This window comes from Streptomyces lincolnensis (genome assembly GCF_001685355.1).
Taxonomy (GTDB): domain Bacteria; phylum Actinomycetota; class Actinomycetes; order Streptomycetales; family Streptomycetaceae; genus Streptomyces; species Streptomyces lincolnensis.
The window spans coordinates 4,484,525-4,502,352 of sequence record NZ_CP016438.1 but is presented as its reverse complement, the minus strand read 5'-3'; the positions used below and the strand labels follow the sequence as shown (position 1 = coordinate 4,502,352).

At 72.1% G+C, this 17,828-nt stretch carries 14 protein-coding genes and 1 pseudogene; 7 read left to right on the top strand and 8 right to left on the bottom strand.

Features of this window, described 5'->3' with window-relative positions; genetic code table 11:
- Nucleotides 1-13: 13 nt before the first annotated feature.
- Nucleotides 14-694 (bottom strand): pyridoxamine 5'-phosphate oxidase, encoded by a 681-nt coding sequence (gene pdxH, locus SLINC_RS19890; protein ID WP_067434740.1) that lies wholly within the window; start codon nt 692-694, stop codon nt 14-16.
- Between the two features lie 241 nt (nt 695-935).
- Here pdxH and SLINC_RS19885 point away from each other — a divergent pair, with 241 nt between their 5' ends.
- Complete coding sequence (locus SLINC_RS19885) at nt 936-2,036, top strand: citrate synthase 2 (RefSeq protein ID WP_067434737.1); 1,101 nt, start codon at nt 936-938, stop codon at nt 2,034-2,036.
- 271 nt (nt 2,037-2,307) lie between these two features.
- Here SLINC_RS19885 and SLINC_RS49375 read toward each other — a convergent pair whose 3' ends face one another.
- Complete coding sequence (locus SLINC_RS49375) at nt 2,308-2,829, bottom strand: hypothetical protein (protein ID WP_225988322.1); 522 nt, start codon at nt 2,827-2,829, stop codon at nt 2,308-2,310.
- Between the two features lie 26 nt (nt 2,830-2,855).
- Nucleotides 2,856-3,489, bottom strand: a pseudogene (gene iscB, locus SLINC_RS49370) (RNA-guided endonuclease IscB).
- A 549-nt stretch (nt 3,490-4,038) separates the two neighbouring features.
- Here iscB and SLINC_RS19875 point away from each other — a divergent pair.
- Both SLINC_RS19875 and SLINC_RS19870 read left to right on the top strand, forming a co-directional pair.
- On the top strand, nt 4,039-4,494 hold the full coding sequence (locus tag SLINC_RS19875) for a GNAT family N-acetyltransferase (protein WP_067434734.1): 456 nt from the start codon (nt 4,039-4,041) through the stop codon (nt 4,492-4,494).
- A gap of 150 nt (nt 4,495-4,644) precedes the next feature.
- Nucleotides 4,645-6,072 (top strand): PAS domain-containing protein, encoded by a 1,428-nt coding sequence (locus SLINC_RS19870; protein ID WP_067434731.1) that lies wholly within the window; start codon nt 4,645-4,647, stop codon nt 6,070-6,072.
- Nucleotides 6,073-6,272: 200 nt separating this feature from the next.
- On the opposite strand, the gene SLINC_RS19865 is transcribed toward SLINC_RS19870, so the two are convergent.
- Nucleotides 6,273-7,055: an SIS domain-containing protein gene (locus SLINC_RS19865; RefSeq protein ID WP_067434728.1), complete on the bottom strand. Its 783-nt coding sequence runs from the start codon at nt 7,053-7,055 to the stop codon at nt 6,273-6,275.
- Nucleotides 7,056-7,264: 209 nt separating this feature from the next.
- Between SLINC_RS19865 and SLINC_RS19860 the strand changes: the two genes are divergently transcribed.
- Both SLINC_RS19860 and SLINC_RS19855 read left to right on the top strand, forming a co-directional pair.
- Entirely contained in the window at nt 7,265-7,957 is a 693-nt protein-coding gene (locus SLINC_RS19860) for a metal-dependent transcriptional regulator (RefSeq protein WP_067434725.1), read from the top strand.
- A gap of 659 nt (nt 7,958-8,616) precedes the next feature.
- Nucleotides 8,617-9,549 (top strand): alpha/beta fold hydrolase, encoded by a 933-nt coding sequence (locus SLINC_RS19855; protein WP_067434722.1) that lies wholly within the window; start codon nt 8,617-8,619, stop codon nt 9,547-9,549.
- Nucleotides 9,550-9,609: 60 nt separating this feature from the next.
- On the opposite strand, the gene SLINC_RS19850 is transcribed toward SLINC_RS19855, so the two are convergent.
- From SLINC_RS19850 to SLINC_RS19840, 3 genes are read right to left on the bottom strand one after another with little or no spacing between them, the layout of a single operon-like run.
- The gene (locus SLINC_RS19850; RefSeq protein WP_225988323.1) at nt 9,610-11,208 is read right to left on the bottom strand and encodes a transporter; all 1,599 of its coding nucleotides are present in this window, start codon (nt 11,206-11,208) and stop codon (nt 9,610-9,612) included.
- Entirely contained in the window at nt 11,205-11,981 is a 777-nt protein-coding gene (locus tag SLINC_RS19845; RefSeq protein ID WP_067434719.1) for an ABC transporter ATP-binding protein, read from the bottom strand. The genes SLINC_RS19850 and SLINC_RS19845 overlap by 4 nt, the downstream gene beginning before the upstream one ends.
- 54 nt (nt 11,982-12,035) lie before the next feature.
- A complete protein-coding gene (locus SLINC_RS19840) occupies nt 12,036-12,698 on the bottom strand; it encodes a bifunctional DNA primase/polymerase (RefSeq protein WP_107406639.1) in 663 nt (220 codons plus the stop codon).
- A 285-nt stretch (nt 12,699-12,983) separates the two neighbouring features.
- On the opposite strand from SLINC_RS19840, the gene SLINC_RS19835 reads away from it, so the two are divergent.
- Nucleotides 12,984-14,369 carry a transcriptional regulator gene (locus tag SLINC_RS19835; protein ID WP_067434716.1) on the top strand — a complete coding sequence of 462 codons (1,386 nt, stop codon included), beginning with the start codon at nt 12,984-12,986 and terminating at the stop codon, nt 14,367-14,369.
- Between the two features lie 170 nt (nt 14,370-14,539).
- Entirely contained in the window at nt 14,540-16,504 is a 1,965-nt protein-coding gene (locus SLINC_RS19830; RefSeq protein ID WP_107406638.1) for a hypothetical protein, read from the top strand.
- A gap of 1 nt (nt 16,505) precedes the next feature.
- On the opposite strand, the gene SLINC_RS19825 is transcribed toward SLINC_RS19830, so the two are convergent.
- On the bottom strand, nt 16,506-17,810 hold the full coding sequence (locus SLINC_RS19825) for an ABC transporter substrate-binding protein (protein ID WP_067434713.1): 1,305 nt from the start codon (nt 17,808-17,810) through the stop codon (nt 16,506-16,508).
- Nucleotides 17,811-17,828: the final 18 nt, after the last annotated feature.

Here is a 17,828-nt window from a genome sequence, read left to right as displayed (position 1 = left end):
CTCCAGGGGCTGATCAAGGGCTGAGCCGCTCCACCCGCCAGCTCCCGTCCGCCTCCGCCACGTACCGCAACCGGTCGTGCAGCCGGTTCTCCCGTCCCTGCCAGAACTCCACCGTCCGCGGGGCCACCCGGAAGCCGCCCCAGTGCGGGGGGACCGGGACCTGCTCGCCCTCCGGGTAGCGGGCGGCGAGTTCCGCGTAGGTGGCGTCGAGGGCGGCACGGTCGGCGATCACCGACGACTGGCCGCTGGCCCAGGCGCCGAGCTGGGAGCCGTGCGGGCGGGTGCGGAAGTAGGCGGCGGTCTCGTCGCGGCCGGTGCGGCGGGCGACGCCGGTGACGATGACCTGGCGGGCCATCGGGTGCCAGGGGAAGAGCAGGGAGACATGCGGGTTCCGGGCGAGCTCGTGGGCCTTGCGGGAGTCGTAGTTGGTGTAGAAGACGAAGCCCTGGTCGTCGAAGTGCTTCAGCAGCACCGTGCGGGAACTCGGGCGGCCCTCGGCGTCGGCGGTGGAGACGACCATGGCGTTCGGTTCGAAGAGACGGCCCTCCGTCGCGGCCTGCTTGAACCAGCGCGCGAACTGCTCCACCGGGGTGGCGGCGAGGTCGGTCTCGGTGAGGCCCTCGGCGCGGTACTGCTGGCGCATGGCGGCGGGGTCGAGGGCGGCGGGATCGAGGGCGGCATCTCGGTCGGTCACGCCGTCATCCTGCCGTATGGGAGGACGCCGTACGGGCGGTCGCCCCGCATCCTGTGTGGCACTGAGTGCCGCGAACTCTCCCCAAAGGTGGCACTCGGGGATATGGTGCTGATGCCGTCCCGAGGGATGACCGCCGACCGCACGGGGCATCACCGGGGTGACCGCCCGGGACCGCGAGTCGAACGCACGACCGTGGATCCGCGGGGCGCCATCCGTCGTACCCATCATGAGGAGCCGCCTGATGTCCGACTTCGTACCCGGACTCGAAGGAGTCGTCGCGTTCGAGACGGAGATCGCCGAACCCGACAAGGAGGGCGGCGCGCTCAGGTACCGAGGCGTCGACATCGAGGACCTGGTCGGTCACGTCTCGTTCGGCAACGTCTGGGGCCTGCTCGTCGACGGCGCCTTCAACCCCGGCCTGCCGCCCGCCGAGCCGTTCCCGATCCCCGTGCACTCCGGCGACATCCGCGTCGACGTCCAGTCCGCGCTCGCCATGCTCGCGCCGGTCTGGGGCCTGAAGCCCCTGCTGGACATCGACGCCGCCACGGCCCGCGAGGACCTGGCCCGCGCCGCCGTCATGGCCCTCTCCTACGTCGCCCAGTCCGCCCGCGGCCAGGGCCTGCCGATGGTCCCCCAGCGGGAGATCGACAAGGCGCAGTCCGTCGTCGAGCGGTTCATGATCCGCTGGCGCGGCGAGCCGGACCCCAAGCACGTCGCCGCCGTCGACGCCTACTGGACCTCCGCCGCCGAGCACGGCATGAACGCCTCCACCTTCACCGCCCGCGTCATCGCCTCCACCGGCGCCGACGTCGCCGCCGCGCTGTCCGGCGCCGTAGGAGCCATGTCCGGCCCCCTCCACGGCGGCGCACCCTCCCGAGTCCTGCACATGATCGAGGAGATCGAGCGCACGGGCGACGCGGAGGCGTACGTCAAGCAGGCCCTCGACAAGGGCGAGCGCCTGATGGGCTTCGGGCACCGCGTCTACCGCGCCGAGGACCCGCGCGCCCGCGTCCTGCGCCGCACCGCCCGCGAACTCGGCGCTCCCCGCTTCGAGATCGCCGAAGCCCTGGAGAAGGCCGCCCTCGCCGAGCTCCACGCCCGCCGCCCCGACCGCGTCCTTGCCACCAACGTCGAGTTCTGGGCCGCCATCGTCCTCGACTTCGCCGAGGTCCCGGCCCACATGTTCACGTCCATGTTCACCTGCGCCCGCACGGCCGGCTGGTCCGCCCACATCCTGGAACAGAAGCGCACCGGCCGCCTGGTCCGCCCCTCGGCCCGCTACATCGGCCCCGGCACCCGGGACCCGCGGGAGATCGAGGGCTACGGCGACATCGCCCGCTAGGGCCTCTCCGTCAACGCAGACGACCCGCGAACTCGGGTTCCCCCGCCTGACGGCTGGGGAGCCGGCCGGACGTTACCGGCGAGCTCGCGGGTCGGGTGACTGCGTTGGTTTGGGCCGGCTGCGTGTTTCGCGCACACGCTGGTCCGGCACCGCACTAGGTGTGGTGGCGAGCCGCTAGCCCGCAGCCACCTCGCGCGTCCGGGTTTCACTCATGTACCCGATCACCTCCTCTCATGCGTAAGCGACACCTTAGGAAGAGGTCCGGCACGGATCAACCGGTTTTTTGAGAAGTTGACTCTGAGAGTTCCTGCCGGGTGCTGTAGCCGTATCCGTCGCCCCGTTGCAGCAGTCTCAGATTCCGGTGGGAGACGTTGATACGACCCCTCGGTGTGGTGAGGCTGTGTTGCCCCCTGGCGCGGACGGAGATGCGCCCGGTCCATGTGCCTGCCCACTTGCCGGTCGGTACATGGGCCCGGACAAGATCCCCGGTGACGTACCCGAAGTGCTGCTTGGTGCGGGCCCGGCGGAGCCGTGGGAACCCGAAGCGGTCCGGAGTGGTGCGGGCGTACGATCCGCGACCGGTGGCTTTGACGTTGAGCACCTGCCCCGGGAACCGCACGATGGCGTCGCCGCTCTGATGATTCAGGCGCCCGACCGACAGCGCGTCCAGGGTGTGGGTCTTCTCCAGTCCCATGGCGCTGCGGTTCCACTTCGTACGGCCGCCTGACCAGGCGTGTACCGGCTTGCCGAGGTCGCTGAGGGTTTCCGTGAGCTGCCAACGGGTCGCGTTCATGGCGGCGGCGTCATGGAGGGGCGTTCTCACCTGCTGGAGATGCGGTTCGACCCTCCTTGGCTGCGGGGCCTGAGGTGGTCGATGTTCAGGGGTACGCCGGTGGCGTCGCAGTAGGCGCAGGAGTGGTTCCACTTGGCGTGGAGGTAGGCGCGGGCTTCGGTTCCGGCGAGTGTGCCTTGCTGGTACTCGGCTTGGGTGAGGGGTCTGCCCGCGCTCATGGCGTGGGTGTCGAAGGCGACGCGTTCGATGTGGATCTCGGTGGCGGGGGCGTAGCGGCAGAGGCGTGCTGCCTGGGAATAGGTGGTGTCGACGCGGTGGCGCAGGGAGGGTGGGAGCCATCCTGCGGGGCGCGGTCGGTTGTCTGGGCGAGGGGCTCGGTAGCGGCAGTTGGCGGAGCGCCGCCGGTGTCGGTAACCGGCACGCTGCTGCATGGATCGGTGGTTCTGGTCGCCGCGGTGCTGGAGTTCCAGTGCTGTGAGCCCGCGTCTGACGGTGACGACGGCGCCGTGCGCGTCGACTTCCTTCTTCTCGTCGGTGAGGGCGAGACCCGTGCCCTTGGAGCCGGGGTCGACGCAGCCGAATGGCGAAGGGTACTTGTCGGGCGACCACGGCCCGTCCCTTGCCGAGGAGTTCCCGGGCGCGGGCGGGGTGGCAGGGCATGAGCGGGTGTCCGTCCTTGGACAGGACGAAGACTCTGCTCGCGCCGATGCCGCCGGTGTACGGCGGGTTGTGCGGGGGAGCGTCACCGCGCCCGTCGGTCTCCCCTCGCCCATGTTCCCGGCCGGTGTCCCGCGCGGTGGCGGGATGTCCGTGAGCCGTTTCGTCCCTGCTCCCGGGGGTGTCTGCTCCCACGGATTCCAGAGCAGGCTGCTGAGGAAGCACAGCCTGGTGGGTCTACTCACCTGCGGGGAACGTAGTCATCGGGGCACCTCCCTGATCTTGGGGATCGTGATGACTGGGGCTGGTCACTCGGCAACCTGCGTTGGGGAGCGAGTGACCTCCTTTCCGAAGGGTGCAAGCAACGCTAATGACCAAGCCGTCAGTGATCGACTGAATCAGTCGATGGCGCTCGTTCGTGCGAAAGATCCTGAATCGTCGAACGCATAGCCGATCTTGCTGCTAGCGGCGGCCCGTAAGTCCTGAGGCATCCATCAGGATCGCCGTAGGAAGATCGGGATCAAGGCGTACGCAGGGAGGGAGCGGGTTCCTATGGCTGGTCTGCGCATGGAGCCGGTGGTCGGGGACGACATGTTGGAGCAGTGGCGTCATGTTCACAACGTGGTCGTTCCGCCCGCGGCGATGGGGATCGAGGCCGTGCGGGAGCGGGTGCGGCGGTATCGGCTGGTGAACGCGTATCTCGGGGACGTGCTGGTGGGGTGTTCGACGGTGCGGCCGCCGGAGGGGGAGGGGGCTGTGGGGACCGTGATCGCGCGGGTGCTGTCCGAGTATCGGCGGCGGGGTTTCGGGACGGCTCTGTACGAGAAGGGTTTTGATCACGCGCGGGTGCTCGGTGCCCGGGTGATCGAGACGTGTGTGCTGGCCGCCAACGAGGACGGGGTGCGGTTCGCGAAGGCGCGCGGGTTCCGGGAGGTCGATCGGTATGTGCTGGACGGTGAGACCGACCTGTGGATCGATCTGCGGCTGGAGTCGCCCGTCGGCGGGTAGTGCGGTTTCGGGACGTTTCCGGCGTACAACGATTCCTTCAATCTTGTGGGAACCCGGTGTGTGCTGCGTCACGTTCGAGTTCAATGATGGTCAGTGAGCGAACCGGCGTGTTGTTGGTGCGACGGACGCGGCAGCCTGCAGGGGGTCCAGGTGAGTGCTTCCCGGCGTAGTGGGACCACCGACGAGATCGGACCGGACGAGCAAGGGCCGGAGGGTCCGCAGGGCTCGGGCGGCCCGGAGGGGCCGAGCGGCTCGGATCTGCTGGCCGCGCTGCTCGACGGGATGGACGCGGCCCTGTGCGCGTTCGACGTGGACGGGGTGGTCACCCACTGGAACCGTGAGGCGGAGCGGATCCTCGGCTGGACCGCGGCGGAGGCGGTGGGGCGGCACGGGTTCGCGGGGTGGGCCGTACGGAGTGCGGACGCCGAGGAGGTCGAGGGGCGGCTGCTGTCGGCGATGCACGCGCCGGGGCGGCAGGTGCACGAGTTCGCGCTGCTGACCAAGGACGGCGGGCGGGTGCTGGTGCGGACGCAGTCGGCGGCCGTGCGCGGGCCCGACGGGAAGCCGGCCGGTCTGTACTGCGCCTTCAGCGAGGTGCACGCGCAGATCGACCTGGAGCGGTCCATCGCGCTGAGTGAGGCGCTGTTCGAGGACGCGTCCTGGGGTGTCGTGCTGGTCGACGCCGATCTGCGGCCCGCGGTCGTCAACGCGCATGCGGCCAGGGCGCTGGGCATCGGGCGTACGTCCGTCCTGGGGCGGCCGCTGGGTGAGCTGCTCGCGCAGGGTGTGGAGGAGCTGGAGAGCGCGCTCACGCATGTGCTGGCCGAGGGCGCTCCGCCGGCGCCCGCGGAGATCTGGGTGAGTGTGCGGACGCCGGAGGGCGAGCAGCGGCGCTGCTGGCGGTGCGGGTTCGTGCGGCTGGCGTCGCCGCTCGCGGAGGAGCCGGTGCCGTTGGGTGTCGGGTGGCTCTTCCAGGACGTGACGGAGGGCAAGCAGGGCGAGCAGGAGGCGTCGCTGCTGCGGTTCCGTACGAACCAGTTGCACCGGGCGGCGCGGGCGGCCGCCGAGTGTGAGGATCCGCGGGAGGCGGCGACGGTTCATCTGGACTTCGCGCTCGCCGGGTTCGCCGATCACGCGCTGATCGACCGGGTCGCGGGTGGTGCGGTGGCCGACGGGGCGGTGACGGACGGGCCGCTGCGGCTCGTGCGGGTCGCCGCGACGCCTTCGGGGGCGCCCGGGCCGAGTCCGCTCACCGGTCAGGCGGGGCTGCCCGTGCGGTATGCCGAGGGGCATCCGGCCTTGCAGTGCGCGGACCGCATCGGATCCGTGCGGGCGAGCGTGGGGGCGGTGTCCGCGGAGGCGGCCCGGGAGTGGGCGATCGCCCGGCAATGGCCCGCGGACTCGGTGCACGCGCTGTGTGCGGTGCTGCGCAGCCGGGGGCGGACGCTCGGTGTCGTGACGTTTCTGCGGGGGTCCGGCCGGAGCCAGTTCGAGCGCGGCGACGCGGTGTACGCGGAGGACGTGGCCGTCCGGATCGCCGCGGCCCTGGATCTGGGCGAGGTGCTGGGGCGGGGGTAGGGCACCGGTCCGGCGGTCGGGCACCCCGTGGCTACGGCGGCGCGGGACGCCCGCGGCAAGCAGCGCCTGCGGACACGGCGGCGAAGGTGCGCCCGCGGCTCGGCGAACCGGCAGCCGCCACCGCATGACCGGGCGCTGTCCAGCGGTACGACTGTCCGCCCGTGGCCGCAGCTACGGCCACGCGGCACGCGCGCCGGCGCTCACCGCCGATAGAAGATCCGCTCCCCGTACTTCTCGAACACCTCGTCGTTCCAGGCCAGCCCCCCGTCCACGTTCCCCGACCGCAGCAGGGGCGGGTCGATGCCCCGGTCGGCCAGGGCGCCCGCCGCGGTGGCCATGACGGCCTGGAGGAGGGCGGAGGTGACGACGGTGGAGGCGGGGGCGAAGGGGGCCGGGACGGTGTCGAGGGTGAGCTCGGCGTCGCCGATGGCGATCTTGGAGTCGAGGACGATGTCGCAGTGGTCCTTGAGGAAGGTGCCGGAGGAGTGCCGGGGGGAGGTCTCGGCGGCGTAGGCCACGGAGGTCACGCCGATCACGCGGACGCCCAGCTCACGGGCCCGCATCGCCATCTCCACGGGCAGCGCGTTGCGTCCGGAGAGCGAGATGATCACGAGGGCGTCGCCCGCGCGCAGGGGCGAGGAGTCCAGGACGGCGGTGGCGAGGCCGTCGACGCGTTCCAGGGCGGAGCCGAGCGTGGCGGGCATCACGTCGACGCCGACGAGACCGGGCGCGGCCAGCAGGTTCATCAGGGCGAGTCCGCCGGCGCGGTAGACGACGTCCTGTGCGGCGAGCGAGGAGTGCCCGGCGCCGAAGGCGAACAGGCGCCCGCCGGAGGCGACGGTGTCGGCGAGGAGCCCGCCGGCCGCCCGGACGGTCTCGGCCTCCTCGTCCCGGGCCCGTTCCAGCAGGCGGATCGCGGCGTCGAAGAACCGGTCGGACAGCGTGCCCCCGGTCGTGAAATCCGTGCCGCCCGTGTCGCCCATGCGAGCACCCCACCCTTTCGTCGCTGTGTCGCGGATCACCGTGCGGTCTGGACCAGTGGGATGTCAATACGGCCGTGTCGCCACTGGTTAACGCCTTGGTTTCACCGGCGCGGCACGGTTGTCGGTGGTATCCGGCAGAATTGACCCCAGGGCCAGCGCACGCGCCGCGAAGCTGTCGTGCTTCCGGCAGATCTCATCAAGGGGCACGTATGTCCGGACTGATCGACACCACGGAGATGTATCTCCGCACCATCCTTGAGCTGGAGGAGGAAGGTGTGGTCCCCATGCGCGCCCGGATCGCCGAGCGGCTGGACCAGAGCGGGCCGACCGTCAGCCAGACGGTGGCGCGGATGGAGCGGGACGGCCTGGTGGCCGTCGCCAGCGACCGGCACCTGGAGTTCACCGACGAGGGCCGCCGGCTGGCCACGCGCGTGATGCGCAAGCACCGCCTCGCCGAGTGTCTGCTCGTCGACGTGATCGGCCTGGAGTGGGAGCAGGTCCACGCCGAGGCGTGCCGTTGGGAGCATGTGATGAGCGAGGCCGTGGAGCGCCGTGTGCTGGAGCTGCTGCGCCACCCGACCGAGTCGCCGTACGGCAATCCGATCCCCGGTCTTGAGGAGCTCGGCGAGAAGGACGGCGCCGACCCGTTCCTGGACGAGGGCATGGTGTCGCTCGCCGACCTCGACCCGGGTGTGGAGGGCAAGACGGTCGTGGTGCGCAGGATCGGCGAGCCGATCCAGACGGACGCGCAGCTGATGTACACGCTGCGGCGGGCGGGCGTGCAGCCCGGCTCGGTGGTCAGCGTGACGGAGTCGGCGGGCGGTGTGCTGGTGGGCAGCGGCGGCGAGGCGGCCGAGCTGGAGTCGGACGTGGCCTCCCACGTGTTCGTCGCCAAGCGCTGAGCGGTGCCGGGCGCCGGGTGCTGGACGCCGAGTGTCCCGCGCCGGGCGGCGGCGGTCCCGTGGAGTGCGCACTTCCGTCGGGTGGCCGTCAACTGCTGTGAACCGGGAGGCAGTTGTGGTGCTTCGGCGGGGGTGCCGAAAGCAAGATTCACTGCGCCGAATCGCAGCGCCCGGGCGCATCCCGTGCGAGGCTGTCGCGTGAGGCATATGACCTGAGGGGTTCTTGGCCGTGGTCGGCAGTGATGCCGTCCGGCCGGGGAGGGGCGGGGATGATGTGCCGTGAGCAGGGAGAGGGCCCCGGCGCCGTGTGGCGCCGGGGCCTGTCCTCCCCTGTGCTGACCCGGAGCCCCGAGCTCCCAGGGTCATCCCCTTCGGACCGGTTTCCCCGATCGGTCCGCCTCCCGCTGAAGATCTCCCCTCGGCAGCGGCGATCATTCCTTGAGTGCGGTCACTCGAACGAGGGGTGTTGCCGGCGAGAACGGTATCTTCGAATGGGTATTCGATAGTCTCGCGGGGATGCGGGTGACGTATCACGCGGCCCACGCGCTTCAGGGGGTAGGGCGGGGCACGACGGACAGAGCAGGCCAGGACGGGGTTCACACAGGACCGGCCGGCGAGAGAACGGGCGGTCCGAGCGGAGCTAGGGGGGTGCCAGAACCGTGGCGCGACGCATCGACGTGACCGGGGCGGGCGACGTACGCCTGGCGGCCTGGGAGTTCGGCGACCCTCCCAAGAGCGATCAGGCCAGGGACGTACCGCAGGGGGCGCACCCCGTGCCCGCACCACGCCCGCCGGGCCCCGGCGCGGCGGAACGGGCGCCCGGCGTGCTGTTACTGCACGGCCTGATGGGCCGCGCCTCGCACTGGGCCTCCACCGCCCGCTGGCTCTCCGCACGGCATCGCGCCGTCGCACTCGACCAGCGTGGACACGGCCAGAGCGACAAGCCCCCGAGGGCCGCCTTCACCCGCGAGGCCTACGTCGAGGACGCCGAAGCCGCTCTCGAACAGCTCGGTCTCGCCCCCGCCGTCCTGGTCGGGCACGCCATGGGCGCCCTGACCGCCTGGCAGCTCGCCGCCAAGCGCCCCGACCTGGTCTGCGGGCTGATCATCTGCGACATGCGGGCCTCCGCCCTCGGCGCCGCCTCGCAGCGCGAGTGGGAGGACTGGTTCAAGGCCTGGCCCGCCCCCTTCGCCACCCTCTCCGACGTACGCAAGTGGTTCGGCGAGGACGACCCCTGGGTGGAGCGCCCGAGCCGGGCACGCGGCGAGTTCTACGCCGAGGTCATGCAGGAGTCCCCCGACGGCTGGCGCCCGGTCTTCGAACCGGAGCAGATGCTGGAGTCCCGCGAGACCTGGGTCTACGACGCCCACTGGGAGGAACTCGCCCAGGTCCGCTGCCCCACCCTGGTCGTCCGCGGCCTCGACGGCGAGCTGGGCCGCGCCGAGGCCCAGGAGATGGTCCGCGTCCTGCCCCGCGGCCAGTACGCGGAGGTCGCCGACGCCGGCCACCTCGTCCACTACGACCAGCCGGACGCCTGGCGCGCCGCCATCGAACCCTTCCTGGACAGCGTCCTCACCGACCTCAGCGGCTGAACCGACCTCGGCGGCTGACCCACCCGCGGCCGGGCGGGCCGTCCGCCCGGCTCACCCCGGTCACCCCTTGCTGACCAGCGCCAGGATCTCCGGCAGCCGGCGGGCCGTGCGCGGTGCCGCCAGCCGCAGCCCCGCCACCGTGATCAGCACGCCGTAGACCGTCCCCACGGGCAGCAGCAGCCAGCTCCACCGCTCGCCGCCCTCGCTGACGTTCAGCCAGATCGTCCCCGCGATGACGGGGGCGCACAGCAGGGCCGCCGAGACCATGCCGCCCAGGATGGCCATGAAGGCCAGCCCGGACTGCCCGGGGGCCACGTTCTTGTAGCCCTCCTGCGGGATGGAGTACGGAAAGCGCGCCGACGTCCACGCCCCGGTCGCCAGCATCGCCCCGAGCAGCGCGAAGGACAGCCCCAGCACCTCGGGCAGCTTCGGCCAGTCGTCCAGCATCGCCGTCGTCAGGACGGTCACGAGCGTGGCGTACGGCAGGGTGATCACCAGCAGGGCCAGTGCCCGCGCCCGCAGCTCGACGTAGGCGTCCCGGGTCGAGGAGATCGTCATCGCGACCATCCAGAACGCGGAGGTGTCCTGCCCGAACTGGTTGTACATCTGCACGCCGAGCATCCCGGCGGCGAAGCACGCGAAGTAGATGGAGCCGGTGCCCTGGAGGGCGTTGAACACGGGCACGATCAGCCCGATGGCCAGCGAGGTCACCCAGGCCGCCTTGGTCTTCGGATCCCGCCACACATAGCGCAGGCTGCGCTCCATGACCGTGCCGGTACGGCCGGCCGGCAGCAGCCGGGACAGCCCCGTCGAGTTCCGCTCCCGGCTCCTGGAGTCGGCGGCCTGGAGGGTGGAGCCGTCCGGCGAGGTCATCAGCTGGGTCAGATGCCGCGACCACACGCCCAGCAGCACGACCAAAGCCAGCGCCGACAGGGCGAGTTGGAGGAAGGCAACGCCGTAGGACCCCTCGCTCGCCGAGTCCGCCGCCCCGATCGCCGAGCCGGGCGGCACCCACTTCAGCACCTCGGCCGGCCCGTCGAGCTGCCCCAGCCCGCGCGAACCCAGCCGCTGCGCGCCGAAGTTCACCACCTGCGCCCCCACCGCGATGACCAGCCCGCTCAGCACCGCCAGATCACGGCCCTTACGGCTGGTCAGCAGCCGGATGTTGGCCGCGGCGACGGTCCGCGCGAGGGCCACGCACACCAGCAGCCCGAGCACCGCACCGATGACGCCGACGACGTACGCCACACCCCCGTGCGCGACCGCGATCACCGACCCGGTCAGCATGCACAGCGTGAACAGCGGCCCGATGCCGACCAGCGAGGCCATGAGCAGCGCCCGCACCAGCGGCCGGGGCCGCAGGGGCAGCATCACCAGCCGGGTCGGGTCGAGGGTCTCGTCGCCGCTGGGGAAGAACAGCGGCATCACGGCCCAGCCGGCCGCCAGCACCGCCACCAGCAGCACCACCACCGACCCGGCGTGCGCGTGCCCGCGCAGCGCGATCAGCCCGATCAGCTGCAACACGGAGAAGAGCAGCACGGCCACGGCCGAACCGATGTACGCGGCCCGCCGCCCGCCGGACTGCTTCAGCCCGTTCTTCAGCAGGGACAGCTTCAGCCTTACGACGACGGGGGTGACGGGGGTGACGTCGGCGCTCACCGGGCCGCCCCGCCGCCCAGCCAGTCGAGGTGCGAGCCGGTGTCCCGGCCGTGCGCCCCGACGAGTTCGAGGAACGCCCGCTGGAGTGAGGGAGCGTCCCCGCGCACCTCCGCGAGCGTCCCGTGGGCGCGGATACTGCCGGCCGCCATGACGGCGACCCAGTCGCACAGGGACTCCACCAGCTCCATCACGTGCGAGGAGAAGACGACGGTGGCGCCGGAGGCGGTGTACCGCTCAAGGACGCCCCGGATGGTCTGCGCGGACACCGGGTCGACGCCCTCGAACGGCTCGTCGAGGAAGAGCACCTCGGGGTTGTGCAGCAGCGCGGCGGCCAGGCCGATCTTCTTGCGCATGCCGGTCGAGTAGTCCACGACCAGCTTGTGCTGTGCCCCCGCGAGATCGAGGACGTCCAGGAGCTGGGTGGCCCGCTTGTCGACCTCGGCACCGGGCAGTCCCCGCAACCGCCCGGTGTAGCCGAGCAGTTCACGCCCGGACAGCCGCTCGAAGAGCCGCAGCCCCTCCGGCAGCACCCCGATCCGGGCCTTCACCTGCACCGGGTCCTGCCACACGTCGTGCCCGACGACCTCCACGCTCCCCGCGTCGGGCCGGAGCAGCCCGGTCACCATGGACAGGGTGGTGGTCTTCCCGGCTCCGTTCGGCCCGACGAGCCCGATGAACTTCCCGGCGGGCAACTCCAGATCGATCCCGGCCACAGCCACCTGCTGCCCGAACCGCTTCCAGAGCCCATGTACACGTACGGCCGCTGACGTCATGGCTGAACCCTACGGTTCGCCATCCACCCTCAGGGGCGCGGGGAACCGCGCAGGCTACCTGTCCCGACCGCACGCATATGCAAGCGGCGAGATGAGCTCCTCCGCATCCGGCAACCACCGATTGGCCGGGGTGGGCCGACAAGCCCACTGCACGGCCCCCGAGGACCCGAACCGAGTAGGCGGCGCAGCCACATACGCCCCCTCGCCAAGGGCGACGAGATCCAGCGACGAGGGAGTCCACCCCAGCTTCCGCACCAGCTCCGGCACCTTCACCGACGCCCCCGGCAGTACGAAGAACTGCATTCGGCGATCCGGCGTCAACGTGACGGGACCGAGGGTCAACTCCATGCGCTCCATGCGCGCCAACGCGAGGAACCCCGCGGTCTCGGGCACATCGATCGCGTCGAATGTACGGCCGGTGGGCAACAGGATCGAAGCGGTCGGCTGTTTCTGCCACATCCGCCGCGCGACCGTCGCGCTCCCGGTCGCCTGCGTCCCCCAGTCCCCGCGCGCCGGATGCGCGCCGGGGGCGGCGCACGCGGCGTCGCCGCACGAGCAGCGCTGCACCCCGTCGACGGCTTCCAGCCAGGTTCCGGGAAAGACGTCCCAGTGGCGCTCCTCGGCGTAACGTACGGCTGTCTCCAGCAGCGATTCGCCACGCTGCTTCGGAATCTGAGCGGCTTCGGTGCCCGCGATCGTCTCTTCCACGCTCAACACAACTCCCGCACCCACCTCGGGTTACGGCCAGGTCCCGCGCGCCGGGAAGCGCATTGATCCCGCATCCGGGGCGCATGGGTGCATGGGCGGGGGCGCAGAGGAGGAACCTCGGCGTGAGCTGGGTAGCCACGTGTGGGGACGGCAACAGTCTTTACCCCGGCAATCCTCGCATGCCTCGCATTTTCGCCATGTTGGCGGGGCATTGATCTTCACGGCCGGAACTTTTCGGTGGAAGACACGTCAACTCGGTGCGTGGGCAGGCACCGCAGCCACAGGGGGTACGCCATGGCCGCAAGGCCTCTCGTCGCGCGGCAGCCGAACGAACGGTTGCAGGCGCTCATCCAGGAAGCGGGTTGCTCGAACGCCGGGCTGGCCCGCAGGGTCAACATGTGCGGTGCCGAGCACGGTCTCGACCTGCGCTATGACAAGACGTCCGTCGCGCGCTGGCTGCGGGGCCAGCAGCCGCGGGGCCGCGCCCCGGCGATCATCGCGGAGGCGCTCGGCCGCAAACTCGGCCGTACGGTCACGATCGACGAGATCGGCATGGCCAACGGCAAGAACCTCGCCTCGGGGGTCGGTCTCCAGTTCTCGCCGACGGTACTGGGGGCCATCGAGCAGGTGTGTGAGCTGTGGCGCAGTGACGTGGGGCGGCGGGACTTCCTGTCCGGCTCCTCCGTCGCCGCGTCCGCGCTGGTCGAGCCCAGCCGCGACTGGCTGATCTCCTCGCCGGACTCCCAGGTCTCGCGCGCGGCCGGGCCCCGGGTGGGGCCGTCCGACGTGGCGGCCGTCCGCGCGATGACCCAGGCCCTGGTCGACCTCGACCACCAGTACGGCAGCGGGCATGTGCGCCCGGTCGTCGTGCACTACCTCAACAGTGTCGTCTCGGGGCTGCTGGCCGGGTCGTACCGGGAGGCGGTCGGCCGCGACCTGTTCGCCGCGGTGGCCCGACTGACCGAGCTGGCGGGCTACATGGCCGTCGACACCGGCCAACCCGGCCTGGCCCAGCGGTACTACATCCAGGCGCTCCGGCTCGCCCAGGCGGCCGGTGACCGCGGCTACGGCGGATACGTCCTGGCCGCGTCCATGAGCCACCTCGCCGCGCAGCTCGGGAACCCGCGGGAGATCGCGCAGTTGGCGCGGGCGGCGCAGGAAGGGGCGCGCGGGCGGGTGACCCCGCGCGCGGAGGCGATGTTCCACGCGGCGGAGGCCCGGGGCCACGCGCTGATGGGCGACGCGCGGGCGGCGCAGACCGCGTCGGGCCGCGCGGTGAACGCGCTGGAGCAGGCGGATCCGGCGGCCGGGGACGATCCGGCGTGGATCGCGCACTTCGACGAGGCCTATCTCGCCGACGAGTTGGCGCACTGCCACCGCGACCTGGGACAGGCCGAGGCGGCGGCGCGGACCGCGCAGGAGTCCCTGGACGGCCTGCCCGAGACGAAGGCGCGGCGGCGCGCGATCGGTTACGTCCTGCTGGCGACCGCGCAGGTGCAGCAGCGGGAGGTGGAACAGGCCTGCGCCACCGGTCTGAAGGCCGTGGAGCTCCTGGAGACCCTGCGTTCCAACCGGGGCGCGGAGTACCTGGACGACTTCCAGCAGCGGCTGGAGCCGTTCCGGGACGAGCCCGTGGTAAGGGAGTTCGGGGCCCGGCTCGACCTTCAGGCGGCGGCGTGAGGGGAGGCCGTTCCGAAGCGTGAGGGGCCGGGTTCGTCGCTGCGGCCGTGGTGATCTGTTACCGCGGTCACAGGGACGCAGGTCACCTCCTGTGCTGCGTAGCACCTGGCTCTGGGGACCCGGTAGCGTGAGCCGACGATTCCGAAGGTCCCCCATTAGTAGGAGTCCCGGTGACGCAGAGTGGACAGGGCGAGGAGCCCTCGGCGCGCGAAGCGCGCGAAGGCATCGTGCTGCCCTCCGACGGTGGGGAACCCCTGCTGCCGGGAATGACGGGCGGCTACGGCGGCCGACCCGGCCCACAGCACCAGACGCCCGACGCCGCGTACGGCCAGGAGAACGGTCGGACGACCGGTCAGCCCCCGGATGCGGAGTACGGCCAGACCGGCCAGACGTCCGGCCAGACCTACGAGTCGGCCTACGACCAGGTGTACGGGCAGGCGTCCGCCGCGCCGCAGGGACAGGCGCCCGGGCAGCCGCCCGCGTCGGCCGCGGCACCGGCCGGCGGTCAGGCCTGGGGCACACCCTGGGGTCCGGACCAGCAGCACCCCGTACCGCAGCAGGAACAGGGCTGGTCGTCGCCGCCCGCGCAGTCCTGGGGCACCCCCGAGCAGGGCACCTCGGCGCCCTCCGGCCACTGGAGCGGGCAGGAGACCCCGGGCGGCATGCCGCCCCAGTCCCCGTCCACCTCCCAGCCGCTGCCCTCCGAGGGCGCGCAGGCCCCGGCGTACGGCGCCGACGCGTACTCCGCGGGGACCGGCGCCCCGCAGCAGCCCACCGGGCACGACGACAACCCGCCCACCTCCTACTACCTGCCGCCCGTCAGACCGGACGCCGTTCCGCCGGCCGGCCCCTACGGCTCCCCCCTGCCGCCGGAGAGCGGCCACCACGGCACCCAGCCCACCGGCGGCTACGGCGCCCACGGCGGGAGCGCTCCTATGCCCCCCGCGGACCCCTACGGCCGGCCGGCCGGAGGAGCGCCCCTGCCTCCCGCCAGTGCCTACGACGCTCCCGTCGGCGGTGCCCCCCTGCCGCCCGCCGACGAGGGCGCCACGCAGTACATACCGCCGGTCGCGGCCGACGGCGGCCCGGAGGGCGTGACCCAGTACATTCCGCCCGTCGGCCCCGGGGCGCTGCCGCCGGAGACGGGCGCCCCGGCGTCCGGTGAGTCGACGCAGTTCCTGGGCCGTACGCCGAGGGACGGCTCCCGGCCCGGAGCCGGACCGCTGCCCCCCGCCAACCCGGACGCCGAGCCCACCCAGTTCATCGCGCCCGTCCCGGGTCAGCAGCCCGCGGGCGCGCCCTACGGCGGGGAGCGGCAGCCGCCCGCCGAGTTCGACAACCTCTTCCGCAGCGAACCGGGCCCGGCCGGGGCCACCCAGCAGATGCCCCGCTTCCAGCAGCCCGAGCCCGCGCCGGCCGGTCCGTCGGGGTACTTCCCCCCGCAGGCAGGCGGCGGCCGTCCGGGCGGTCACGGCGACGAGGGACGCGGCCGGGGCGGTCGTAGCCGATCCCGGCTGCCTGTGATCGCCGCCGTCGGGGTCGGGATCGCCGTCCTCGGGATCGGCGCCGGGGCGCTGCTCGCCGAGGGCGGCGGCGGGGGCGACGACCAGAAGGACGGCAAGAACCAGCCGGTCTCCGCCGCGGCTCCCGCGAGCGAGTCCGCCTCGCCGTCCGCCGATCCGGCGGAGCAGCAGGCGGTCGCGCTGGACAAGCTGCTCGCGGACAGCGGCAGCAGCCGGACGACCGTGATCAACGCGGTGGAGGACGTGAAGTCCTGCAAGGAACTGGGGCAGGCGGCCAAGGACCTGCGGGGCGCGGCCCAGCAGCGGACCGGTCTGGTGACCCGGCTGTCCAGGATCTCGGTGGACAGGCTGCCCGAGCACGCGGCGCTGACCGACGCCCTCACCAAGGCCTGGCAGGCGTCCGCGTCGGCCGACAACCACTACGCGGCCTGGGCCGACCAGACGGCCGGCAAGAAGGGCTGCAAGAAGGGCAGGGCCGCCGTCACCGGCCAGACCCAGGCCGGCAACCGGGCGAGCGGCACCGCCAGCACCGAGAAGGTCAGGGCGGCCGAGCTGTGGAACGCGATCGCGAAGACCTACGGTCTGACGGAGCGGCAGCCCACGCAGTTGTGACTCAGTCCAGGTCGGCGTTCTTCAGGGTGTCCGTCACGTCGGTGAAGCCCTTCCTGGCGGACACCAGCCGGCCCTCCCGGACGACCTGGAGGGTCACGTCGGTGTTGACCAGCCGCGGATAGCCGACGGCCGCGAGCGGGCCCTGGAAGCGCCACTTCAGCGTCGGCGTCAGTCCGCCCGTGGTGACCTTCAGACCGTTGTCCAGGGCCTTGTGGACGGCGTCGGCGGTCACCTGGCCGCCGCCCAGCGACTCGACGATCTCCTTGAGGACCGTGTAGGCGATCCAGGTGGTCTGCACCCCGGCGTCCGCGGCGTCGATGCGGTTGTCGTCGAAGGCCTGCTCGCTGATGACCTTCTTCATCGGATCCCAGCGCGCGTCCGTCTCCACCGGGTACCAGCCGGTGATGTACGAGCCCTCGTACGGCCCGGACGCGCCGCCGGAGGCGTTGATCACCGTCTGGTCGACGTTGCCGAGCACCATGGCGGTGCGGACGTCGGTGTGGTCCTCGCGGGCGCGCCGGAAGGAGTCCATGAAGGTGTCGGTGCGGTCACCGAGCGCGGGCACCACACACCCCTGCTTCGCCGGGTCCGTGGTCGTCCTGTCCAGCGCCTGGTCCGCCTTCCCGGAGTACTCGGTGGCGTCCTCCGCCGCCCGCACGTCCTGGGTGCCCGCGTGGCCGCCCGCGGTGAGGCCGGAGTCGAGCAGGGAGGGCAGGGCGTCGCCCGCGATGGTGTCGGGCCGGACCAGCGCGACGGGCCCGCAGCCCGCCAGGGCCCTGCCGAGCCCGGCCAGGAGGGTGGGCTGGCCGCCGTTGACGGGGTAGGAGAGCGGGCTGGTGAACTCGTCGGTGGTGAGGCCGTAGCCGCCTATGTAGGGGATGCCCGCGCCCTCCAGGGGCGGCAGGAACGAGTCGGCGTACTGGCTGTAGGAGCCGACGACGGCGACCACGCCCTCGTCGACCGCGCGCTGGGCGCACCGCGCGGCGGCCAGGCTGTCGTTGCGCTCGTTGCAGGTCAGGACGGTGAGCTCGCGGCCGTCGAGACCGCCGTGGGCGTTGACCCAGCGGGCGTAGGCCTGCGCGAAGGCGGGCATGCCGGGTTTGTTGGTGGCGTTGGTATCCTCCGGAGCCCAGGTCATGACCTTGATCGGATCGTCCCCGGAGCCCCCCGTGGCACCGGGGACGACCCCGCATCCGGTGGTGAGCGACACACTCGCCGCGAGTGCTCCTGCCGCGAGGGCGGTGGCTCTGACGGGCCGGGGGAGCTTGGGGAGGAAGGTGCTGCGGGTGCGTCGCCTGCAGGTCATGGGCACACACGCTTCCGT